The 21,883-nt window shown below is 63.9% G+C and carries 18 protein-coding genes; 4 read left to right on the forward strand and 14 right to left on the reverse strand.

Going from position 1 to position 21,883, the window contains the following annotated elements:
- Nucleotides 1-61 precede the first annotated feature (61 nt).
- The 6 genes from ACP7DE_RS01270 to glpD all read right to left on the reverse strand — a co-directional run bounded on the left by ACP7DE_RS01270 (nt 62) and on the right by glpD (nt 5,914).
- Nucleotides 62-364, reverse strand: a complete 303-nt coding sequence (locus tag ACP7DE_RS01270; protein WP_426070381.1) for a DUF2160 domain-containing protein — start codon at nt 362-364, stop codon at nt 62-64.
- A gap of 1 nt (nt 365) precedes the next feature.
- Nucleotides 366-1,172 carry a carbohydrate ABC transporter permease gene (locus tag ACP7DE_RS01275; protein WP_426070382.1) on the reverse strand — a complete coding sequence of 269 codons (807 nt, stop codon included), beginning with the start codon at nt 1,170-1,172 and terminating at the stop codon, nt 366-368.
- On the reverse strand, nt 1,169-2,053 hold the full coding sequence (locus tag ACP7DE_RS01280; protein WP_034754965.1) for a carbohydrate ABC transporter permease: 885 nt from the start codon (nt 2,051-2,053) through the stop codon (nt 1,169-1,171). The genes ACP7DE_RS01275 and ACP7DE_RS01280 overlap by 4 nt, the downstream gene beginning before the upstream one ends.
- Nucleotides 2,053-3,153 (reverse strand): ABC transporter ATP-binding protein, encoded by a 1,101-nt coding sequence (locus tag ACP7DE_RS01285; RefSeq protein ID WP_426070383.1) that lies wholly within the window; start codon nt 3,151-3,153, stop codon nt 2,053-2,055. Before ACP7DE_RS01285 ends, ACP7DE_RS01280 begins: the two co-directional genes overlap by 1 nt.
- Before the next feature lies 1 nt (nt 3,154).
- Nucleotides 3,155-4,249 carry an ABC transporter ATP-binding protein gene (locus ACP7DE_RS01290; RefSeq protein ID WP_426070384.1) on the reverse strand — a complete coding sequence of 365 codons (1,095 nt, stop codon included), beginning with the start codon at nt 4,247-4,249 and terminating at the stop codon, nt 3,155-3,157.
- Nucleotides 4,250-4,330: 81 nt separating this feature from the next.
- A complete protein-coding gene (gene glpD, locus ACP7DE_RS01295; protein ID WP_426070385.1) occupies nt 4,331-5,914 on the reverse strand; it encodes a glycerol-3-phosphate dehydrogenase in 1,584 nt (527 codons plus the stop codon).
- Nucleotides 5,915-6,108: 194 nt separating this feature from the next.
- Between glpD and ACP7DE_RS01300 the strand changes: the two genes are divergently transcribed.
- On the forward strand, nt 6,109-6,870 hold the full coding sequence (locus tag ACP7DE_RS01300; protein ID WP_426070386.1) for a DeoR/GlpR family DNA-binding transcription regulator: 762 nt from the start codon (nt 6,109-6,111) through the stop codon (nt 6,868-6,870).
- Between the two features lie 61 nt (nt 6,871-6,931).
- Here ACP7DE_RS01300 and ACP7DE_RS01305 read toward each other — a convergent pair whose 3' ends face one another.
- Nucleotides 6,932-7,936 carry a zinc-dependent alcohol dehydrogenase family protein gene (locus ACP7DE_RS01305; protein ID WP_426070387.1) on the reverse strand — a complete coding sequence of 335 codons (1,005 nt, stop codon included), beginning with the start codon at nt 7,934-7,936 and terminating at the stop codon, nt 6,932-6,934.
- 124 nt (nt 7,937-8,060) lie between these two features.
- Between ACP7DE_RS01305 and ACP7DE_RS01310 the strand changes: the two genes are divergently transcribed.
- From ACP7DE_RS01310 to ACP7DE_RS01320, 3 genes are all read left to right on the forward strand, one after another.
- On the forward strand, nt 8,061-8,942 hold the full coding sequence (locus ACP7DE_RS01310) for a LysR family transcriptional regulator (RefSeq protein ID WP_426070388.1): 882 nt from the start codon (nt 8,061-8,063) through the stop codon (nt 8,940-8,942).
- Between the two features lie 320 nt (nt 8,943-9,262).
- Nucleotides 9,263-9,763: a MarR family winged helix-turn-helix transcriptional regulator gene (locus ACP7DE_RS01315; RefSeq protein ID WP_426070389.1), complete on the forward strand. Its 501-nt coding sequence runs from the start codon at nt 9,263-9,265 to the stop codon at nt 9,761-9,763.
- An 83-nt stretch (nt 9,764-9,846) separates the two neighbouring features.
- Nucleotides 9,847-10,764 (forward strand): pyridoxal-phosphate dependent enzyme, encoded by a 918-nt coding sequence (locus ACP7DE_RS01320; protein ID WP_426070390.1) that lies wholly within the window; start codon nt 9,847-9,849, stop codon nt 10,762-10,764.
- A gap of 6 nt (nt 10,765-10,770) precedes the next feature.
- On the opposite strand, the gene ACP7DE_RS01325 is transcribed toward ACP7DE_RS01320, so the two are convergent.
- The 7 genes from ACP7DE_RS01325 to ACP7DE_RS01355 form a co-directional block, all read right to left on the reverse strand.
- Entirely contained in the window at nt 10,771-12,765 is a 1,995-nt protein-coding gene (locus ACP7DE_RS01325; protein ID WP_426070391.1) for a diguanylate cyclase domain-containing protein, read from the reverse strand.
- A 19-nt stretch (nt 12,766-12,784) separates the two neighbouring features.
- Complete coding sequence (gene cysC, locus ACP7DE_RS01330) at nt 12,785-13,315, reverse strand: adenylyl-sulfate kinase (RefSeq protein ID WP_426070392.1); 531 nt, start codon at nt 13,313-13,315, stop codon at nt 12,785-12,787.
- Nucleotides 13,316-13,377: 62 nt separating this feature from the next.
- Nucleotides 13,378-16,047, reverse strand: coding sequence for a molybdopterin-dependent oxidoreductase (locus tag ACP7DE_RS01335; protein WP_426070393.1), 2,670 nt, complete (start codon nt 16,045-16,047; stop codon nt 13,378-13,380).
- A 22-nt stretch (nt 16,048-16,069) separates the two neighbouring features.
- Nucleotides 16,070-17,308 carry an NAD(P)/FAD-dependent oxidoreductase gene (locus tag ACP7DE_RS01340; RefSeq protein ID WP_426070394.1) on the reverse strand — a complete coding sequence of 413 codons (1,239 nt, stop codon included), beginning with the start codon at nt 17,306-17,308 and terminating at the stop codon, nt 16,070-16,072.
- Nucleotides 17,305-17,670 carry a nitrite reductase small subunit NirD gene (nirD, locus tag ACP7DE_RS01345; RefSeq protein WP_426070395.1) on the reverse strand — a complete coding sequence of 122 codons (366 nt, stop codon included), beginning with the start codon at nt 17,668-17,670 and terminating at the stop codon, nt 17,305-17,307. The genes ACP7DE_RS01340 and nirD overlap by 4 nt, the downstream gene beginning before the upstream one ends.
- Before the next feature lie 3 nt (nt 17,671-17,673).
- Nucleotides 17,674-20,226, reverse strand: a complete 2,553-nt coding sequence (gene nirB / locus ACP7DE_RS01350; protein WP_426070396.1) for a nitrite reductase large subunit NirB — start codon at nt 20,224-20,226, stop codon at nt 17,674-17,676.
- A 10-nt stretch (nt 20,227-20,236) separates the two neighbouring features.
- Nucleotides 20,237-21,544 (reverse strand): MFS transporter, encoded by a 1,308-nt coding sequence (locus ACP7DE_RS01355; protein WP_426070397.1) that lies wholly within the window; start codon nt 21,542-21,544, stop codon nt 20,237-20,239.
- Nucleotides 21,545-21,883: the final 339 nt, after the last annotated feature.

Raw genomic sequence — 21,883 nt, forward strand, 5'->3', positions numbered from 1 at the left:
TTTTATAGTTTTTACCGGCCGCCTGCTGGCGGTACGGCACCCATCAACACCGGCAAGCCGGCTATCCCCAACGCATCACAATTACCAACAACACAAAACTGATGGCAGCACCAATCGCCTGCTGCATTTCCGTCAACCCCGCCCAGGCCAGATTGACATACGCGGCCGTGAGCAAGCCGATGAACAGGCGGTCGCCGCGCGTCGTCGGCATGGGCAAGAAGCCCTTGCGTTCTATGCTGGGTGAACGGATTTGCCACACCGTCATGCCTGCCAACATCAAGCCGATGCAAATGAAAAAGATGGCCACTTCAGGCGTCCAGGCCATCCAGCCGAACAGGCTGGCTGTGCTATCGGTATTTTCCATGTCACACCCTCCCCATCGCAAAACCCTTGGCTATGTAATGCCGTACGAACCAGATCACCAGCGCGCCGGGCACGATGGTCAGCACCCCTGCGGCCGCCAGCACGCCCCAGTCCATGCCGGCCGCCGAGACCGTACGCGTCATGGTGGCGGCAATCGGCTTGGCATTGACGGATGTCAAGGTGCGCGCCAGCAGCAGCTCCACCCAGCTGAACATGAAACAGAAGAAAGCCGTCACGCCCACACCCGACTTGATCATCGGCAAGAAGATGCGGATGAAAAAGCGCGGGAAGCTGTAGCCGTCGATATACGCCGTCTCGTCGATTTCCTTGGGTACGCCGGACATGAAACCTTCCAGTATCCACACGGCCAGCGGCACGTTGAAGACCATGTGCGCCAGCGCCACGGCCAGATGCGTATCCATCAAGCCCACCGTTGAATACAGCTGGAAGAAGGGTACGAGGAAGACGGCGGGCGGCGTCATGCGGTTGGTCAGCAGCCAGAAGAACAGATGCTTGTCGCCCACGAAGTTGTAGCGCGAAAAGGCATACGCGGCCGGCAAGGCCACCGTCACCGACATCACCATATTCAAGGCCACGTAAATCATGGAATTGATGTAACCGCTGTACCACGATGGGTCCGTAAAGATGGTTTTGTAGTTAGCGAACGTCAGGTGCTCGGGCCACAGGCTCAGCACGCCGACGATTTCCTCGTTGGTCTTGAGCGACATGTTGAGCATCCAGTAGATGGGCAACAGGGAGGCCAGCAAAAAGACGACCAGGATGGCACTGCTCATTTTCTTGTGCATCATTTCTGGTCTCCCGTGCCGACGCGCTGCATCCACGTGTACAGCACAAAGCAGAACAGCAGGATGATCAGGAAGTAAATCAGGGAAAACGCGGAAGCCGGCCCCAGGTCGAACTGGCCCACGGCCTTTTGCGTCAGGTATTGCGACAAAAAGGTGGTCGCATTGCCCGGTCCGCCGCCCGTCAGCACGAACGGTTCCGTGTAGATCATGAAACTGTCCATGAAGCGCAGCAAGACGGCGATCATCAGCACATTGCGCAGTTTCGGCAACTGGATGTAGCGGAACACGGCCAGGCGCGAGGCGCCGTCGATGCGCGCCGCCTGGTAATACGCGTCGGGAATGGCGCGCAAGCCCGCATAGCACAGCAGCACCACCAGGGGCGTCCAGTGCCAGATATCCATCACCATCACCGTCAGCCAGGCGTCGAGCGAATTGCCGTTGTAGTTGTAATCAAAACCCAATTGATTCAGGGTATAGCCCATCAGGCCGATGTCGCCGCGGCCAAAGATTTGCCAGATCGTGCCCACCACGTTCCAGGGAATCAGCAGTGGCAGCGCGATCAGTACCAGCGCCAGCGAGGCTTTCCAGCCATCGGCAGGCATGCACAGGGCGATCAAAATGCCCAGCGGAATCTGGATCGCCAGCACGGAGCCGGAAAATAGCAGCTGGCGCAGCAAGGCGCTGTGCAAGTCGCCGTCGAGCATGACCATGCGGAACCATTCGGTGCCCACAAACACCTTTTGCGTGGGGCTCAGAATATCCTGCACGGAATAGTTCACCACTGTCATCAGGGGCAGGATGGCGGAAAAAGCCACGCACAGCAGCACGGGCAGGATCAATAGCCAGGCGCGGCGGTTGTTATCGGTTTTACCGTTATGTATCATCAGGCCACCCGCTTATCGTTGACATAGAAAAGGGTACGTTGCGGCGGAAAGCGCAGCCGCACGGTCTCTCCCGCTACCGCATCGATGGCGCGCAGCTTGGCCGCCACCGTCGCGCCGCCCAGCTGGAATTGCGCCAGGTAATGCGTGCCCATGTTGCGCACGGCCGTCACCGTGGCGTCCAGGCAATGGTCGCCACCTTCACCTCCCTTGCCCACCGTCAGGCATTCGACGAATTCAGGCCGCACGCCCAGCGTGATCTTGCCCCGCGCGCCAGCCAGGGCCGCGCGGGCGGCAGCGGACACGGCCAGTGCCTGTCCCGCCACCCTCGCTCCGCCATCGTCCAGGGTGCAATCGAGCAAGTTCATGCCCGGATTGCCGATGAAATAGCCGACAAACGTGTGTTCCGGCTCCTCGAACAGCGCTTGCGCGCTGCCCGTCTGCACCACTTCGCCCTGCGTCATGACGACCACCTGGTCGGCAAAGGTCAACGCTTCCACCTGGTCATGCGTGACGTAGATCAGGGACAATTTGAGTTCGTGGTGGATTTCCTTGAGTTTCCGGCGCAACAGCCATTTCAAGTGCGGGTCGATCACCGTCAACGGTTCATCGAACAGCACGGCCGCCACGTCGGGGCGCACGAGGCCCCGACCCAGCGAAATCTTTTGCTTGGCGTCCACGGACAAGCCGCTGGCGCGCAATTTCAGGTCGTCCGTCAACTCCAGCATCTGCGCCACCTGCTGCACGCGTTTTTTCACTTCGATCTCTTTCCAGCCGCGATTGCGCAGCGGAAAGGCCAGGTTGTCGTGCACGGTCATGGTGTCGTAGATGACGGGAAACTGGAACACTTGCGCGATATTCCTCGCTTCGGTGGGCAGTTGCGTCACATCCTTGCCGTCGAACAGCACCTTGCCATGCGACGGTTTCACCAGGCCGGAGATGATATTGAGCAAGGTCGTCTTGCCGCAGCCGGACGGCCCCAGCAAGGCATACGCGCCGCCGTCATGCCATTGCATGCTCATGGGCCGCAGCGCATAGTCGGCGGGTGCCGTCGGGTTCGGCTTGTAGGCGTGGGCCAGGTCGAGCAGTTCGATGCGCGCCATGTCACACTCCTCCTTGCACAGGGGCAAACAACAGGCCGCCGTCGTCTGCGAAAATCAGCAAGGCATGCGGCTGGCAATACACGGTGCAGGCGCTGCCGATCTCCAGCTGGTGCACGCCACCGAGTTGTGCCACCAGGGCCAGCTCGCCGCGGCGCGCATGCACATACGTTTCCGAGCCGCTGATTTCCGCCAGATCCACCTGCGCCGCGATGGCCACGTCGCCATCGGACTGCGGCGACAGATGCAGGCTGTGGGCGCGCACGCCGAGGATCACCTCCGTGCTGTCGCCCAGGCTGGCGCGCTGTTCGCCGCTCAAGTGAATCGCCAGGCCATCGGCCGCCTGCGCCACGCCCTGCGCATCCACGCGCGCGGGGATCAGGTTGATCGGCGGATCGCTGAAGGTGCGCGCCACGGCGATGGAGTTGGGCGCGTTGAAGACGTCGAGCGTCGGTCCCTGCTGCAGCAAGCGTCCCTCGTGCAGCACGGCCACATGGCCGCCCAGTTGCAGCGCTTCCAGCGGTTCCGTAGTAGCGTACACGACCGTCGTGCTACCGCTGGAAAACAGTTCCGTCAATTCGCGGCGCAATTCCTCACGCAGTTTGTAGTCGAGATTGACGAGCGGCTCATCGAGCAGCAACAGAGAGGCATCCTTGATCAGCGCGCGCCCCAGCGCCGTGCGCTGCTGCTGGCCGCCCGAGAGTTCGCCGGGCGTACGCTGCAGATACGGCGTGATATGCAGGCGCTCGGCCAGCGCCAGTACTTTCGCGCGGATCTGCTCCTCCGGCACCTTGCGCAAGCGCAAGGGCGAGGCGATATTGTCGTACACGGTGAAGGCCGGATAATTAATGAATTGCTGGTACACCATGGCCAGGTTGCGACGGCTGACGGGCACGCCCGTCACGTCCACGCCATCGGCCGTGACGGTGCCCCCGCTGGGCTTGTCCAGACCCGCCATCACGCGCATCAAGGTCGTCTTGCCGGCACGCGTGGTGCCCAGCAAGACGTTGATGGCGCCCGGCACCAACGCCAGCGACATCGGATATAAAAAGTCATCAGCCCCCTGTTTCCTGCTAATCATGTCCAGTACCAGTTGCACGCGCTTCTCCTCCAGTGATGGTTTCTTATTCTTCGCCACACCCTCTGCGGAGCGCGGTCGCCAACGTATTCTGTGTTCTTCTTACGGCAGCAACGGATGCTGCAACAACCAGGTATCGAGCCTGGCCGCCGTCTCGCGCGGCAGGTGCAAGCCCAGCTTGGAGCGCCGCCACAAAATGTCGGCCGCGCTGACGGCCCATTCATGGCGCCGCACATATGCGACTTCCGCCGCGTACAGGCCGGCGGCGATTTCCTCGCCCATGGCCGCCACGTCCGTCCGCCCATCGAGCAGCACATGGATGCGCGTGCCGTAAGCGCGCGCATAGCGCGCCACCAGCGCCGCCGGCAACCACGCATATTCGCGCTGCAAGCCTTGCACGAACTGGCCGAACTCGCGCACGGACCGGTTTTGCGGCGTGCTGCCGAACAGATCGCCGCCTGGCAGGCAGGCGTTGGCTGTCCAGGCCCGTCGCCTCTTGCCTGGCTCGGGCACCAGCAACGGTTCGAGCACATCGAGCGCTTCCTCTGCCAGCTTGCGGAAGGTAGTGATCTTGCCGCCGAAAACACTCAGCAGCGGCGCACCTTCCTGGTCCAGCTCGAAGCGGTAATCGCGCGTGACAGCCTTGGCGTCAGCCGCCGCGTCTTCCACCAGCGGACGCACGCCCGCATACGCCCAGACCACGTCGGCAGGCACGACGGGCTTGCTGAAATAGTAACTGGAAAGCTCGCACAAGTAACGCATTTCCTCGTCATCGATTTCCACCTTGCCACGTTCGCCGTGGTAGTCGAGATCGGTGGTGCCGATCAGCGTGAAATCGTGCTCATACGGAATGGCAAACACAATGCGTCCGTCCGGATGCTGGAAGATATAGGCATGATCATGCGCGAACAGGCGCTTAACGACGATGTGGCTACCCTTGATCAGGCGCAAATGCCGGCCCTGTCCGCCGGGCGCCGCCTGTTGCAGGAATTCGGCCGTCCACGGTCCCGCCGCATTGACGACGCTGCGCGCCCGCACCAGCGTCTGCCTGCCGCTGGCGTGCTGCAGGGTGGCCAGCCAGGAAGCGTCCTCACGCCCGCCCTGGCGCACGAGCGCCGTGCAGCGCGTCTGCGTCAGCACGTGCGCGCCCTTGTCCGCCGCGTCGATGGCATTGAGCACGACCAGGCGCGCATCGTCGACCCAGCCATCGGAATACACGAAGCCGCGCTTGAATTCGGGTTTTAACGGTTTTCCCGCCGCGTGGCGCTCAAGGTCGATGCCGTGCGAGGCTGGCAGGATTTCCCGCTTCGCCAGCAGGTCGTAGAGGAACAGGCCGGCACGTATCAGCCAGGCCGGGCGCTGTCCCTGCGCATGCGGCATAACGAAGCGCAGCGGCCACATAATGTGCGGCGCCGAGCGCAGCAGCACTTCGCGCTCGATCAGCGCCTTGCGCACGAGGCCGAATTCATAGTATTCGAGGTAGCGCAGGCCGCCGTGTATCAGCTTGGTGGAAGCCGATGAGGTGTGAGCTGCCAGGTCGTCCTTTTCGCACAGCACTACGGACAAGCCCCGCCCGGCCGCGTCGCGCGCGATGCCGGCGCCATTGATGCCGCCGCCCACCACCAGCAGGTCGCATTCCATCGCAGGCGCCACCGCTGCGTCGATTTCCTGCTGTATTGAGGCCATCGGGACTCCATCGTTATCAAGCACAGGCAACCAAGAAAGACTAGGCACACCCGGCGACTGTGGTTAAGATCAATACGGATGTCATACGAATGCAATATGAATGAGATTACGCCACAAATCGAACTTATAGCAACATGTTTTTACCCACATTTGTTCGATTTTTTTCGTTTGTGGAATTTTAAAGAGACACGCCCATGAATTTGAATCCCCGCCAGCGCCGCTTGCTTGAAGTGGTGCGCCAGAAAGTCACCATGTCGGTCGAGGAGTTGGCCCAGCAACTTGACGTCACGCCGCAAACCGTGCGGCGCGACGTCAAACAGATGGAGGAAGCGCGCCTGCTGGCCCGCTATCACGGCGGCGTGGGCTTGCCCTCCTCCGTGGAAAACATCGATTACAACCAGCGCCAAGTATTCAACAGCGAAGCCAAGCGGCGCATCGCCACCGCCGTGGCGGCGCAAGTGCCGCATGGCTGTTCGCTCCTGATCAATATCGGCACCACCACCGAGGAAGTGGCGCGCGCGCTGGGACAGCACACGGGCTTGCACGTGGTGACGAACAACCTGAACGTGGCCGCCATCCTGGCCGACAACGCCGCCTGCGAAGTCATCGTGGCCGGCGGCGTGGTGCGCGGGCGCGACCGCGGCATCGTGGGCGAAGCGACCATCGACTTCATCCGCCAGTTCAAGGTCGACATCGGCATCATCGGCATTTCCAGCATCGACGAAGACGGCAGCTTGCGCGACTTCGATGCGCGCGAAGTAAAAGTGGCGCAAGCCATCATCGAGCAGTCGCGCGAAGTGTGGCTGGTGGCAGACCAGCATAAATTCGGCCGCAAGGCGCTGGTGCGCCTGGCCGACCTGGCGCAAGTCGACATCCTGTTTACGGACGCGCCGCCGCCGGCACGCTTTGCCGAAGTATTGCGCGAAGCGGGCGTGAAGGTGGTGGTGGCCGCCTGACGCCGAGCGTTCCACGGCTGGTGGCGCGCGCCATCACCGGGCAAGACAGGGCATCCCCGGCTCAGTGCGCGATGGCAAGCTTGCCGAAGTGGCGCCCGCCGGCAGCCAGCTCCGCATACGCCGCGGCTGTGTCGTCGATGCTGAACACGCGGTCGATGACGGGCACGATGCCATGTGCGGCGATGGCCTGGGCCGCCTGCGCCAGGTCGGCCACGGAACCGGTGTTGTTGCCGACGATGCGCAAGGCCTTGACGATGACGGGCAGCAAGTCGATGCTGGCGGCCGTGCCGCCCACAAAACCCACGGTGAAGACCGTGCCACCCACCGCCGCCGCGTTGAGCGAGCGCACGATGGTGGCGCCGCCCACCGTCTCGACCACCAGGTCGGCACCCCGCCCAGCGGTCAGCTTCAGCACTTCCGCATCCCAGGCGGGCGTGGCCCGGTAGTTGATCAAGTGATCGGCGCCCAACTGGCGCGCCCGTTCCAGCTTTTCATCGCTGGACGACGCCAGGATTACCGTGGCGCCCGACGCCTTGGCGAACTGCAAGGCAAACAGGCTGACGCCGCCCGTTCCCAACAACAACACCACCGATCCGGGGCGCACTGGCGCCGAACGCACGGCATTCCAGGCCGTCGTCGCCGCGATGGGCAACGCCGCGCCCTGGACGAAATCAAGGTGGGCCGGCAAGGCGACCAGGCTGGCAGCGGGGACGGCCACGTACTCGGCCAGCGAGCCCGGCAAGGTGACGCCGCGCATTGCGCCCACGTTGTGCGGCGTGATGTCGCCGCCCTGCCATTGCGGCATGAAGTGCGGAATGACGCGGTCGCCGACGGCCAGGCCGCTGACGCCCTCGCCCAGCGCCGCCACTTCGCCCGCGCCGTCGGCGACGGGAATCAGCGGAAAGGCCGCGCCGGCAAAATTGCCCGTCGCAATGGCCACATCCAGGAAGTTCAGCGTGGCGGCGCGCAGGCGCAGCAGCACCTCGCCCCGGCCGGCCTGCGGCTCGGGCAGCTCGGTCGGGCGAAACGCGGTGAGGGAAGGAGCGGTCAGTTGTATGGCTTTCATGATCTGTTCTCAGGCGATGTGTGTCAGGGTGGCCGCACGCTGGCGGGTAAAACATCAGTGTCATTTAAAATCATTAATAGATAAACTATGGCTTGATTCAATGATTTGACACTGAGGATTACCAATGGATTTGCTCGACAGCATGAAGGTGTACATACTGGCCGTTGAGAAAGGCAGTCTGAGCGCTGCCGCGGCCGCCTGCGGGATCTCCGCGACGATGGCCGGCAACCACCTGCGGACGCTGGAAAAACGCCTGGGCATGCAACTGCTCCAGCGGACCACCCGGCGCCAGCACCTGACCGCCTTCGGCGAGGATTACTATGCGCGCTGCAAGGAAATCCTCAGGCTGGTGGCCGAAACCGATGTCCAGGCGCAAAACCTGCAACTGGCGCCCGCCGGCAAGTTGCGCATCACGGCGCCCCTCACCTTCGGCGCGGAAGCGCTGATGCCCGCCATGGCCGTGTACCTGGAGCGCTATCCCGAGGTGAGCATCGATGTGGCCCTGAGCGACCGCGTGATCGATCTGGTGGAGGAAGGCTTCGAGGCCGCCATCCGTATCGGCCGATTGCCCGATTCATCGCTGATCGCCAGGCCGCTGGCGCCCTACCGGCTGATGATCTGCGCCTCGCCCGACTACCTGGCGCGCAAGGGAACGCCGCGCCAGCCGGCCGACCTGAGCCAGCACGAATGCCTGTCCTTCTCGCCCGCCGCACTGGCGCACTGGCGCCTGACGGGCCGCCAGGACGACGTATGCAGCGTGCCCGTCTCGGGTCGATTGCAAGTCAACCACGGCCAGGCGCTGCGCGTTGCCGCATTGCATGGCATGGGCATCGTGCTGCAACCGACCTTCCTGCTTGAAACGGACGTGCGGGCGGGCCGCCTGGTCCAGCTGTTTCCCACGCATACACTGCCCAGCCGCCCCTTGAGCGTGGTCTACCTGCCGGACCGCTACCGCTCGCCCAAGTTGCGCAGCTTCGTCGATTTTCTGGTGGAACGGTTCAGCTGATGGGCGCCGTTTCAGGCATGTGCCATTCGACATCAATCGCAGTTGAAATATTTATCAATTCGGCAAAAATCATGTTACCATTGATGCAACATGAGTTATTTTTTTAATCTTCCTCTCCGGCAATACAATTATTTGCTTGATATTGCTTTTTATCTATCCAGAGCAAGAAAAAAAGGAAAAACTCTTTACCGGTAAATGATTTCCTGTGAAAACAGTGTTAGAAGTACCTCAAGCACGATAATTGTTCCCAAACAAACCACTCGACAGCAAGCGTGAAGGCCTTGACCATGCCGGTAACGCCGCCCAGTGAAGGAAGAAAAATGAGCCATAATTTTGAAACGGCCGCCACGCAAGCCGCCCATCCCAACAGCGTTCCCGTCAGCGAGCTGGAAGCCCATCTCGGCTACTGGCTGCGTTTCGTGTCCAACCACGTTTCCCACAGCTTCCAGAAAAAAGCCGAGGCCAACGGCGTGACGGTGTCCGAATGGGTGGTGCTGCGCGAAATGTTCCGCCTGGGCTGCACCTCGCCCACGGTGTTGGCGCAAGTGTCCGGCATGAGCAAGGGTGCCGTGTCGAAGCTGATCGACCGCCTGGAAAGCAAGGGCATGGTCAGCAAGTCGATCCTGCTGGCCGACCGCCGCCAGCACTCGATCGAATTGACCACGGAAGGCGAAGCGCTGGTGCCCGTGCTGGCCGAGATGGCCGACCAGAACGACGAGGAATTCTTCGGCAAACTGCCACGCCAGCTGCGCGACGACCTGCTCGAGGCGATGAAAGAAGTGGCGCGCACGCATCAGCTCAAAAGTGCGCCCTTGAATTAACAGGGGCAGCTTGCGGCAAGGGTGAGACGGTGGCACGGGCGCTTCGGCTATGATGCTGGCCTGACCGTCTACCAGGAACACGCATGGCCCTGCACATCGAAACCCCTCTGCTCAACTCGCGCGCCCTGAGCCTGCACAGCGACCGCGCCATCTGGCTCAAGCTCGAAGCCTTGCAGCCGCCCGGCTCCTTCAAGATCCGCGGCATCGGTCTCGCCTGCGAAGAATACGCGCGGCGCGGCGCCAGCCGTTTCATCTCTTCTTCCGGCGGCAATGCCGGCATCGCCGTGGCTTATGCGGGACGCCGCCTGGGCATTCCCGTCATCGTCGTGGTGCCGGAAACGACCAGCGCGCGGGCCAGGGCCCTGATCGCGCAGGAAGGCGCCGAAGTCATCGTGCACGGCGCCGCCTGGCAAGAAGCCAACGCGCTGGCGCAAGCTATGCTCACGCCGCAAGATGCTTTCCTGCATCCATTCGACGACCCGCTGCTGTGGCAGGGCCATGCCGGCATGATCGATGAAGTAGCCGGCGCCGGCATGAAACCGGACGCGGTGGTGCTGTCGGTGGGCGGCGGCGGCCTGCTGGCCGGCGTGGCCGAAGGCTTGCAGCGCAACGGCTGGGACGACGTGGCCCTGGTGGCCGTGGAAACCGAAGGCGCGGCCTCGCTGTCCGCCGCCGTGGCCGCGTGCGAACACGTGGCCCTGCCCGCCGTGAGCAGCATCGCCACCTCGCTGGCCGCGCGCCAGGTGTGCGCGCAAGCCTACGCCATCAGCCAGACGCGCCTGCTGCACAGCGTGGTGGTCTCGGACCGGGCCGCCGTCGATGCCTGCCAGCGTTTCATTACCGACCAGCGCCTGGTGGTGGAACCGGCCTGCGGCGCGGCGCTGGCGGCAGTTTACGGCAAGGTGCCGCAACTGGCACCTTACCGCAATGTGCTGGTCATCGTCTGCGGCGGCGTCACGGCCACCATGCAGCAGCTCGACCACTGGAGCGCCACCCTGTAACTCCGGTTACGGCGCCGCCTCGAGCAGCGCCACGCCATCGCGGCCCTGCCTCTTGGCGGCATACAGGGCCTGGTCCGCCAAGTCCAGCAACTGCGCCGGCGTCAGCGTGCCTTCGCGGAAGATGGCGATGCCGATGCTGGTCGTCACCGGCAGCGGGCCGCTGCTCAGCTCGAAGGGTTGACGGATGGCGTCGATGATCTTTGCGCCGATCTGGCGCACTTCGGCCGCGCTGTTCACACCTTCGAGAATGATCACGAATTCATCGCCGGCCAGGCGCGCCACCAGGTCGCTGGCGCGTACGCTGCGCACCAGGCGCGCGGCGAATTCCTTCAGCACTTCGTCGCCGGCATGGTGGCCCAGGCTGTCGTTGATGGCCTTGAAGCGGTCGATATCGAGATAGGCCAGCGCCATCGGCGCGCGCGCGGCACGCGTACGCTGCATGCTTTGCGCCATCTGTTCGTCGAAGCGGCGGCGGTTGGCGATGCCCGTCAGCGTGTCGGTGGCGGCGGCAAACTGCAGCGCCGTGTGCTCCGCCTTGGTCTTGGTGATTTCGTGGATCAGGCCATACACGCCTTCCACCGTGCCGCTCTCGCCCACATCGGGCACGTAGCTGGTCTGGAAGGCGCGCCGGCCCGACTCCCTCTCGCCATCGATGGTGAACTCATATTCGACCTCCTCGCCCGCGAAGGCGCGCTGCAGGTACTCCTCGCGCAGCTGGTAGGCTTCCTCGCCCAGCACGTCGCGTATCGACTGCATCATGCTTTCCTTGCGCGACCGGCCGAACCATTTTTCAAACGTGGCGTTGATGAACTGGTAGCGGTGCTCGCGGTCGATGTAGACGATTACCACGGGTACATGGTCGGTCAGCAGCTTCAAGCGCCGCTCGCTGTCGCGCGTCTGCGCCTCGGCGATTTCGCGCTCGGCCACCAGCGAGTAAAAATCGCGGCTCAAGTCGCCGATCTCGTCGCGCCGCTCGATTTGCAATGCCTCGATGCCCAGGCGCTGGCGGCGGATCTGGCGCACCTGGCGGCGCATGCGCTCGAGTGGCTGCAGCAAGCGCAGCACCACGCGCCAGCCGGCCAGTCCCGCCAGCACCGCCAGCAACACGGCGGCCAGCAATATCTTGCTGCGCATCGCATGCAATGGCGCGAACGCTCCATTCATCGGATAGACCGAGGCCAGTATCCAGCCCGTGGCGGCGATGCGATGGTAGGCGAACAAGGCATCGACGCCTTGCGTGGTGGTGCCTGTCAGCCAACCCTCGAAGCCCTGCATGGCGCGCCGCGTCGGTTCGCTGATGGGGCCATGCGCTTCGATATGCTGCATGATGCGCGACTTGTCGGGATGCTCGACGATGACGCCTTCGCTGGTCATGATGTACAGATAGCCGCCCGCGCCCGGCTTGAGCGCGCCAAGGCGCCCCAGGAAATCGGGCTGGCGCAGATTCACGCTGGCGGCCAGCACATAGCGCACGGCGCCCTGCGCATCGAACACCGGTTGCGTCACCACCACGATGGGCATGCCGGAAATGCTGCCGTTGAGCGGCGCGGAAATCACCGAGCGCCGGGTCGCCAGCGTCTGTTCGAAATAGGGACGACCTTTCAGGTTCAGCCCCGCCTGCGGCTTGAAGGGACTCACGCTGGCCAGCACGGCCCCGTCGACACCAACCACGCCGGCCGTATAAAACTCCTTGCCCAGCACCGTTTGCGCGGCCAGGAAGCGCTGCAGGCTGGCGTCATCGCGCGCGCCGCTGGCCGACAGACTGTCTGCCATCGCGCGCAGCACATTGCGCTTCGCATCAAGTTCTTCATCGATGAAGACGGCGGCGCTGGCCAGCGATACGTACTGCTGGTGCCCCGTCACGTCGCGCATGCCGCGCTCGGCCACGCTCAGGGTGGCCAGCGCCAGCGATGCCACTGCGGCCAGCACGAGCAGGAAGACGACCACGCTCATGCGCGCCTTCAGGCTGGCCGGCAGGCGCAGCAGTTTGCGCAATCTCATACGCATCGCCACGACGCCATCACAACCGCTGCTGCAAATGCCGGCACAGACGCTCGACCGATTCTTCCAGCGTCAGCGTGCCCGTGTCCAGGGTCAGCGCGGCAGCCAGAGGCGCTTCATAAGGCGCGGAAATGCCCGTAAATTGCGCCAGTTGCCCCGCCCGCGCCTTCGCATACAAGCCCTTGGGATCGCGCGCCTCGCATTCGGCCAGCGGCGTGCTGACATGGACCTCGATGAAATGCGCCGCGCCGATGATGGCGGCGGCCATGGCACGGTCGGCGCGGTAGGGCGAAATGAAAGCGGCGATGACGATCAGGCCCGCGGCGTTCATCAGGCGCGCCACTTCGGCCGCGCGGCGGATGTTTTCATGCCGGTCTTCCGGCGTAAAACCCAGGTCGCGGTTCAAGCCATGGCGCAGCTGGTCACCGTCGAGCAGCGCCACGGTGCGGCCCTGCGCCTTGAGCTGGCGCGCCAGCGCATCGGCGATGCTGGATTTGCCGGCGCCACTCAAGCCCGTCAGCCAGACCGTGTCGTGTTGTCCTGCTGTCATTACACTGCCTCTCTATTATAGAGCTGGCAATATAACAAAGCCGCGCAGGAAAGGACAGATTATCAGGCCGCGCTGCGCGCCTCAAACAGCAACTGTCGTATCTCGGGCACGCAGGAGCCGCAATTGCCGCCCGCCTTGACGCAGGCCGTCACCTGCGCCGTCGTCGTCAGCTTCTGTTCCACGATGGCGGCGCAGATGGTGTTGCGACCCACGCCAAAGCACGAACACACGGTGGGACCGGCATCGACGCCCTTGCCGATCGGCTGGCCCAGCAGCACGCCAGCGCGGTCCGCCGCATCCATTTGCGCATGCGCAAACAGGCTGGCCAGCCAGCTGCGCGACGGCAGGTCGGGACGGGGCGAGACATACACGCATTGCGCGATGCGCCCCTCATCAAGGTGCACGGCGCGGTACACGCCGGCGCTGGCGTCCGCATAATCGAGCCAGTCGGCATCCGGGTCCGCCACGCCGAGCAGCGTGCGCGCCCAGGCGCCCAGGTCTTCGATGCGCTGGCGGCCGGCCAGCTCGTAGCGCAGGAACTGCTCGCCCTGGATGCGCGTCCAGTGCGCCACGCCGTCAAGTTCCAGCGGCGTGCGACTCAGGACAAACGCATGCCAATGCACGCGGAACTGCTCGATACGCACGGGTGTGTGCTTGAATTCGGGCTCGCCCGAAACGGGGTCGACGACCGGATTGACGACGGCGCCCACGCGTGCGTCGGAGGCATTCGCGCCGCTCCAGTGAATCGGCACGAAGACCTGGCCGCGCGCGATGCCGCCGCCATGCACGACCCGCGCCACCATCGCGCCCCAGGCGCTGGAAACGCGCGCCAGCTCGCCTTCGCGCACGCTGTACAGCAGCGCATCTTGCGGGTGGATGTCGATGAACGCTTCGGCGACATGGCCCGACAGTTTGGCGGCCTTGCCCGTGCGCGTCATCGTGTGCCACTGGTCGCGCACCCTGCCCGTGTTCAAGATGAGCGGATAATCTTCGTCGGGCGCGTTGCGCGGCGCGCGTGGCGCAGTGGGCACGAAACGCGCGCGCCCGTCCGCATGCGCGAAGCGGCCGTCGCCGAACAGGCGCGCCCGGCCCTGCGGCCACTGCTGCGGCGCCAGGGCGTCGTATTGCGCCGCATCCAGCTTGTCCAGGCCCGCCAGATTGAACAGGCGCGCCAGCTCACCCACATTGCGGAAGGTGGACAGGCGCGCGTGCTCGTCGAAGATGGCCTGCGGCGACGTGAAATCAAAACCGGCATAACCCATGCGCCGCGCCACGTCGCACAGCACGTCCCAGTCGGCACGCGCCGCGCCGGGTGCCAGCAAAAAGGCGCGCTGGCGCGAGATGCGGCGCTCGGAATTGGTCACCGTGCCATCTTTCTCGCCCCAGCCCAACGCCGGCAGCAGCACGTCGGCATGGGCATTCGTGTCCGATTCGGCGCTGATGTCCGATACCACCACCAGCTCGCACTTGCCCAGCGCGCGGCGCACCTGCTCGGCGTCCGGCATGCTGACCAGCGGATTGGTGGCGATGATCCACACGGCCTTGACCTTGCCCGCTTCGATTGCGTGGAACAGTTCCACGGCCTTCAAGCCAGGTTTGCTGGCGATGCGGGGCGCATCCCAGAACGTCTGCACGGTGTCCCGGTGCAGCGGCTTGTCCAGTTCCAGGTGCGCCGCCAGCATGTTTGCCAGGCCGCCCACTTCGCGTCCGCCCATGGCGTTCGGCTGGCCCGTCAGCGAAAACGGCCCCATGCCGGGCTGGCCGATGCGGCCCGTTGCAAGGTGGCAGTTGATGATGCTATTGACCTTGTCCGTGCCGGAAGACGACTGGTTCACTCCCTGCGAAAAGGCCGTGACGACCTTGCGCGTGGCGGCAAATGCCTGGTAAAACGCCAACAAGGCATGCGGATCTACCTTGCAGATGCGCGCCACCTGCAGCGGATCGCCGCAGTCCACATGAGCGGCCGCCAGCGCCTCGTCCAGCCCGGAACTGTGCTGCGTGACGAAATCGCCGGCGATCACGCCTTCCTGCGCCAGGTAGCACAGCAAGCCGTTGAACAGCCACACGTCCGTGCCGGGCTTCACCGGCAGGTGCAAATCGGCCAGCTCGCAGGTGGCCGTGCGGCGCGGGTCGATCACCACCAGTTTGACTTCGGGCCGGCTTTCCTTGAGGCGCGCGATGCGCTGGAACAGGATGGGATGACACCAGGCCGTGTTCGAACCGACCAATACGATCATGTCTGCCAGTTCCAGGTCTTCATAGCAGCCCGGCACGATATCCTCGCCAAACGCGCGCTTGTGGCCCGCCACGGCCGACGACATGCACAGGCGCGAATTGGTGTCGATATTCGCGCTGCCCACATAGCCCTTCATGAATTTATTGGCGATGTAATAGTCTTCCGTCAGCAACTGTCCCGAAACATACAGGGCCACGGCGTCGGGGCCGTGTTCAGCGATGATGGCGCGCAAGCCGCCAGCCACCTTGTCCAGCGCAGCATCCCAGGAAGCGCGCTGCAGGACGCCATCGACGCGCACCTGCGGCTGCAGCAGGCGATTCTCTGGCCCCAGGGTATCGCCCAGCGCCGAGCCTTTTACGCACAGACGCCCCAGGTTGGCCGGGTGGCTGCTATCGCCGGCGATGCGGATGGCGCCGTCGGGCAGGCGTGTCGCTTCCACGCCGCAGCCGACGCCACAATACGGGCAAGTGGTTTTTACGGGCGTGCACGTGGTCATGGGCGTATCCTGTTGGTCGCTATCAGGCGGCCTGGCCGCACAGGGCCTGGCCAAACAACAAGTGGGAGCGCAGCGTGCTGATATCGCGGCGCTGCTGGATCAGGTCGAAATACCAGGGACCGTCCTGCACGTCGCCATACAGCACGGCGCCGGCCAGGCGGTTGCCCTGCACCACCAGGCGCTTGTAGACGCCGCGGCGCGGATCGCGCAGCACCAGGTCTTCGCTGCCTTCGCCGCCGATGATGTCGCCGGCCGAGTACAGGTCGATGCCCGTCACTTTCAATTTGGTGGCGCTGGCCTGCTGCACATAGCGTCGGTGCCCGGCGCCTGCCAGGTGCGCGCCGCACACGCGCGCCTGTTCCCAGATGGGCGCCACCAGGCCGAAGGTGGCGCGCCGGTGCTGCACGCATTCGCCTACCGCATACACGCGCGGGTCATAACTTTGCAGGCAGTCATCGACGACGATGGCCCGTTCGCAGTGCAGGCCGGCCGCCTGCGCCAGGGCGATGTTCGGCCGCACGCCGGCCGTCATCACCACCAGGTCGGCGGGAATGCTGCTGCCGTCAAGAAAACGCACGCCTTCCACCCTGTGCGTTCCCGTGATTTCGCTGGTTTGCGCGTGCATCAGGAAACGCAGGCCGCGCGCTTCCAGCGCCGTTTTCAGCAGGCAGGATGCGGGTGCGTCCAGCTGCTGGTTCATCAGGGCGCCGCTCATGTGCACGACGGTGACGTCCATGCCCTGGCGCTGCAAGCCGTTGGCCGCTTCCAGGCCCAACAATCCGCCGCCGATAACCACCGCGTGGCGGTGCGTGCGCGCCGCCTGCAGCATGGTGTCGACGTCGCTGATATCACGAAAACCGATCACGCCGGGCAGCGCGTGGCCCGGCACGGGCACGATGAACGGCGTGGAACCGGTGGCCAGCAGCAGGCGGTCGTAGCGCACCGCGATGCCCGACAACGCCACTACCTTGCGCGCCTTGCGGTCGATACGCACCACGGGGTCGCCCGCGTGCAGGGTGATGCCGTTTTGCGCATACCAGTCGCGCGTGTGCAGCATGATGTCGTCCACCGTCTTTTCGCCGGCCAGCACGGGAGACAGCAAAATGCGGTTGTAGTTGCCGTGCGGCTCGGCGCCGAACACGGTGATGTCGTACAGGTCGGGGGCGAGTTTGAGCAATTCCTCGACCGTGCGCATGCCGGCCATGCCGTTGCCGACCACCACGAGCGAGGGGCGCGCAGTTGCCTTGGCTGGCAGGTTCATATGGCCACCCATACGAGACCGTCGGCCACGCGCGCGGGCCAGGTGGTCACCGAGTGCTCGGGCGCTTCCAGACATTCGCCGCTGGCCAGGTCAAAGTGCTGCTTGTAGATGGGCGAGGCGACGACGACGCGCTCGCCGATGCTGCCCACCAGCCCCCGCGACAGCACGGAAGCGCCCGCATTCGGGTCGACATTGTCGATGGCGTATACGCGCGGCGCCGCATCGCCGACGCGAAACACGGCCACGTGACGTCCACCCAGCAGCGCACACACGCCCGTGTCGGGCACGATGTCGGCTAGCGGGCAGATGGACAGCCAGTTGGCGTCATTGATGGTGCCGGGCAGTTCATTCATGGCATTCATGGCTCAAGCCTCCACGGCAAGGATGGGGATCACGGTGCTGCGGCGCTCGTCAAGCGTGGCGGGCCGAATCTGGCCCCGCTCTTCCACGAACACCACGTTTTCATCGTTTTTCTCGCTGTTGACGAAGTGGCGGAAACGCTGGCGCACGGCGGGGTTGGAGACCGCTTCCTTCCACTCGCAGGCATAGGTGTCGACCACGTGCTGCATGTCCGCTTCCAGCTCGTGGGCGATGCCCAGGCGGTCGGCCACGACGACTGCCTTCAGGTAGTCGAGGCCCCCTTCCAGGTTGTCGCGCCACACGCTGGTGCGCTGCAAGCGGTCGGCCGTGCGCACGTAAAACATCAGGAAGCGGTCGACATAACGCACCAGGGTCGCTTCATCGAGGTCTGACGCCAGCAGTTCCGCATGGCGCGGCTTCATGCCGCCATTGCCGCACACGTACAGATTCCAGCCCTTTTCCGTGGCGATCAGGCCGATATCCTTGCCCTGCGCCTCGGCGCATTCACGCGTGCAGCCGGAGACGCCAAACTTGATCTTGTGCGGCGTGCGCAAGCCCTTGTAGCGGTTTTCCAGCTGAATGGCAAAGCCCACGCTGTCGGCCACGCCATAGCGGCACCAGGTGGAACCGACGCATGATTTGACCGTGCGCAAGGATTTGCCGTAGGCGTGGCCCGACTCGAAGCCGGCCGCGATCAGTTCTTCCCATATGGCCGGCAATTGATCGACGCGCGCGCCGAACAGGTCGACCCGCTGGCCACCCGTGATCTTGGTATATAAACCGTACTTTTTCGCCACCATGCCCACGGCGATCAAGCCATCGGCCGTCACTTCGCCGCCCGGCATGCGCGGCACGACGGAATACGTGCCATCCTTCTGGATATTGCCAAGGAAATAATCGTTACTGTCCTGCAGGCTGGCGTGCACGGGCGACAGCACGAAATCGTTCCAGCACGAGGCCAAGATATTCGCCGCCACGGGCTTGCACACGTCGCAACCGAGACCTTGTCCATGCGCGCCCAAGAGCGCGCCGAAGCTGCGGATTTTGCCCACGCGCACCAGATGGTGCAATTCCTGGCGCGAGTACGCAAAGTGTTCGCACACGTGGTTGTTGACGGCCAGCCCCTGCTTCTGCATTTCCGCCTTCATGATCTGCGTCACCAGCGGCACGCAGCCGCCACACGCAGTGCCGGCTTTTGTGCAGGATTTTAATGCGCCGATGGTGGTGGCGCCCTCGGCGACAGCCGCGCACAGCGCGCCTTTTGAGACATCGTTGCACGAGCAAATTTGCGCCGACTCGGGCAAGGCGTCCACGCCCAGGCCCGCCTTTTGCTGGCCGTCAGCCTGTGGCAGGATCAGGAATTCGGGGGATGCCGGCAGCTCGATCTTATTCAGCATCATCTGCAGCAAGGTGCCGTACTCGCTGGCGTCGCCCACCATCACGCCGCCCAGCAGGTATTTGCCGCAATCGGAGACGACGATCTTCTTGTAGATCTGCTTGCGTTCGTCCATGAACTGGTAGGAACGGCTACCGGGCGCATTGCCGTGCGGGTCGCCCAGGCTGGCCACGTCCACGCCCATCAGTTTGAGCTTGGTGCTCATGTCGGCGCCCTTGAATGACGCTTCGCCCTCCTCCTGCAGCACGTGGCGCGCGCAAATGCGCGCCATTTCATAGCCGGGCGCCACCAGGCCAAAGATCAAGCCGCCCCACAGCGCGCATTCGCCGATCGCATAAATATCCGGGTCGGACGTGACGCAGCTGTCGTCGATGGCGATGCCGCCGCGTGGTCCCACGTCCAGGCCGCAGGCGCGCGCCAGCTCGTCACGCGGGCGGATGCCGGCCGAGAAGACGATCATGTCCGCTTCCAGGTGGCTGCCGTCGGCGAACTGCATGCGGTGCGTGGCCGCTACACCATCGACAATAGCCAGCGTATTCTTTTGCGTGTGCACGGTCACGCCCAGTTCCTCGATCTTGCGGCGCAAGACACGCGCGCCGCCTTCATCGACTTGCACGGCCATCAGGCGCGGCGCGAATTCCACCACGTGGGTGTCCAGCTTCAAATCGCGCAAGGCCTTCGCGCATTCGAGGCCCAAGAGTCCCCCGCCGATCACCACGCCCGTGGTGGACTTGGCGCCCCAGGCCAGCATGGCTTCCAGGTCTTCGATGGTGCGGTAGACGAAGCAGCCATTACGCTCCTTGCCCGGAAGCGGTGGCACGAACGGCGTGGAGCCGGTGGCGAACACCAACTTATCGTAGGCCAGCACTTCGCCCGTGCTGGCGATGACGGTTTTCGCCGCGCGGTCGATGGATACGGCGCGCGCATTGAGTTTCAGGACGACGTTGCCCTTGTCGAAAAAGCCGGGCGCCACCAAGGACAGGTCTTCCGCCGATTTACCGCTGAAAAATTCGGACAGGTGCACGCGGTCGTAGGCGGGGCGCGGCTCTTCGCACAGCACGGTGACATGCAGGTGCGGCGCATTTTCCAACGCCAGGCGTTCGAGGAATTTGTGCCCGACCATGCCATGGCCAAGGACGACGATGTTTAAGGGGAGGTTCATGCTTGTCTCCTCAGGCCGCGGCCATGTTCGGTTCGGCCGCCAGACCTGTGAAACGGGCGGCGATGGCGCACAGGGCCGAGATCACCACCAGCGCGCTCAAGATGATCAGGGTCTGGCGGATGTCGCCCGTGCCCTTCATCAGGAAGCCGGCCGCCACGGCGCCCACGTTGCCGCCCGCGCCGATGATCCCGGCCACGCCGCCCAATGCCTTGCTGTCGATGAAGGGCACCAGCGCATACGTGGCGCCGCAAGCCATGTGGGTGAACAGGCCGAAGACCAGCATGGCGATCACGGCGTACGTGACGCTATCGACTTTGGCAAACCACAGCAAGCCGACGCCTTCACCGATCATCAGCATGAACAGCAGGGTCACACGGCTGTTCAGGTTGCCGCGCAGGGCCAGTTTGTCGGACATCCAGCCGCCCAGGGCGCGGGCAAACAGGGCCAGCAAGCCGAAGCTGCCGGCGGCCAGACCGGCCGATTTCAAAGACAGGCCGAAATGGTCGACGTAGTACACGGCGGCGATGTTGTGAATGAAAATCTCGATGCCGAAGCAGGCGCCGTAGGTGACGAACAGCAGCCACACGCGATAGTTGGAACTGGCCGCCTTGAAGCTGTCCCAGCCGCCGCCTTTGCCACCACCTTTGCCACCTTCGATGGCCGTGCCGGCAGCGCGCAAGTCCGAATAATTTCCTTCAGGACAATCCTGCGTATAGCGCCAGTACAGCACGGCCATCACCAGCATCAGCACGCCCGGCACCAGCAAGGCGACACGCCAGCCCAGCGATTCGGACACGCCCAGCATTACTACAGCACCGAGCAACAGCGGCATCAGCGCCTGCGCCGCCCCGCCGCCCGCATTGCCCCAGCCGGCGGCAGCCGCATTCGCCGTCCCCACCACGCGGGGCGCGAACATCACGGAGGTGTGATATTGCGTAATGACAAAGCTGGCGCCGACGGCGCCGATGCCCAGGCGGAAAAACAAAAAGCTTTCATAGCTTTGCGAGGCCGCCACGCCCAGCACGGGAATGGCGCCCAGCAGCAGCAAGCCCGTATACGTCTTGCGCGGGCCGTAGCGGTCGCACAATGGCCCCACGATCAGGCGCACGAGGATGGTGATGGCGACGGCCGCGATATTGATATTCGCCACTTGCGCAAGGGAAAGCCCGAACTCGCCCTTGATGACAGGCATCAGTGGAGCGCAGGCGAACCAGGCGAAGAAACACACGAAAAATGCCATCCACGTCAGGTGGAATGCCCGCATGGGCGGCGTGGCGAGGGAGAAGAGCGCGATGCGCGTTGCTTTTTGGCTGGCCATGATTGGTTCCCGAAGTATCCCGAAAATAACAAAAATGCAAACAAAAACGGCGCCCGCCCCGCCGATGCAAGATCAGCCTGGGCGGACGCCGTTGTCCATGTGGTCCGTCGTTGGACCGTTGTGCGTTTATTCAGGGGATCGCCGTTGATCCGTACCTTCTGTTTAGCAAGCGCCGTGCCAGCTATCTTGAGGGGCACACAGCGCCATTCGCACCTGCTTTGCGCCAGATCATGGCACCTCACGGTGCAAGCGCGCCACTTGCTGGTGCATGCGGGAACCAGCACGTCGCATCTCTTGTCTAACTACCATCTCAAGCAGTCACGGGAGGCCACGATGGTC

This window comes from Janthinobacterium sp. DSP2-3-3 (genome assembly GCF_049897325.1).
Taxonomy (GTDB): domain Bacteria; phylum Pseudomonadota; class Gammaproteobacteria; order Burkholderiales; family Burkholderiaceae_D; genus Janthinobacterium.

Bases quoted from the DNA above. Each gene is read 5' to 3' on its own strand.
- ACP7DE_RS01320 (WP_426070390.1), top strand. From the start codon at position 9,847: ATGGCCCTGCACATCGAAACCCCTCTGCTCAACTCGCGCGCCCTGAGC.
- nirD (WP_426070395.1), bottom strand. From the start codon at position 17,670: ATGAATGCCATGAATGAACTGCCCGGCACCATCAATGACGCCAACTGG.
- ACP7DE_RS01325 (WP_426070391.1), bottom strand. From the start codon at position 12,765: ATGAGATTGCGCAAACTGCTGCGCCTGCCGGCCAGCCTGAAGGCGCGC.
- cysC (WP_426070392.1), bottom strand. From the start codon at position 13,315: ATGACAGCAGGACAACACGACACGGTCTGGCTGACGGGCTTGAGTGGC.
- ACP7DE_RS01285 (WP_426070383.1), bottom strand. From the start codon at position 3,153: ATGGCGCGCATCGAACTGCTCGACCTGGCCCACGCCTACAAGCCGAAC.
- ACP7DE_RS01315 (WP_426070389.1), top strand. From the start codon at position 9,263: ATGAGCCATAATTTTGAAACGGCCGCCACGCAAGCCGCCCATCCCAAC.
- ACP7DE_RS01340 (WP_426070394.1), bottom strand. From the start codon at position 17,308: ATGAACCTGCCAGCCAAGGCAACTGCGCGCCCCTCGCTCGTGGTGGTC.
- ACP7DE_RS01305 (WP_426070387.1), bottom strand. From the start codon at position 7,936: ATGAAAGCCATACAACTGACCGCTCCTTCCCTCACCGCGTTTCGCCCG.
- ACP7DE_RS01300 (WP_426070386.1), top strand. From the start codon at position 6,109: ATGAATTTGAATCCCCGCCAGCGCCGCTTGCTTGAAGTGGTGCGCCAG.
- ACP7DE_RS01335 (WP_426070393.1), bottom strand. From the start codon at position 16,047: ATGACCACGTGCACGCCCGTAAAAACCACTTGCCCGTATTGTGGCGTC.
- ACP7DE_RS01355 (WP_426070397.1), bottom strand. From the start codon at position 21,544: ATGGCCAGCCAAAAAGCAACGCGCATCGCGCTCTTCTCCCTCGCCACG.
- ACP7DE_RS01275 (WP_426070382.1), bottom strand. From the start codon at position 1,172: ATGATGCACAAGAAAATGAGCAGTGCCATCCTGGTCGTCTTTTTGCTG.
- ACP7DE_RS01270 (WP_426070381.1), bottom strand. From the start codon at position 364: ATGGAAAATACCGATAGCACAGCCAGCCTGTTCGGCTGGATGGCCTGG.
- nirB (WP_426070396.1), bottom strand. From the start codon at position 20,226: ATGAACCTCCCCTTAAACATCGTCGTCCTTGGCCATGGCATGGTCGGG.
- glpD (WP_426070385.1), bottom strand. From the start codon at position 5,914: ATGGCCTCAATACAGCAGGAAATCGACGCAGCGGTGGCGCCTGCGATG.
- ACP7DE_RS01310 (WP_426070388.1), top strand. From the start codon at position 8,061: ATGGATTTGCTCGACAGCATGAAGGTGTACATACTGGCCGTTGAGAAA.
- ACP7DE_RS01280 (WP_034754965.1), bottom strand. From the start codon at position 2,053: ATGATACATAACGGTAAAACCGATAACAACCGCCGCGCCTGGCTATTG.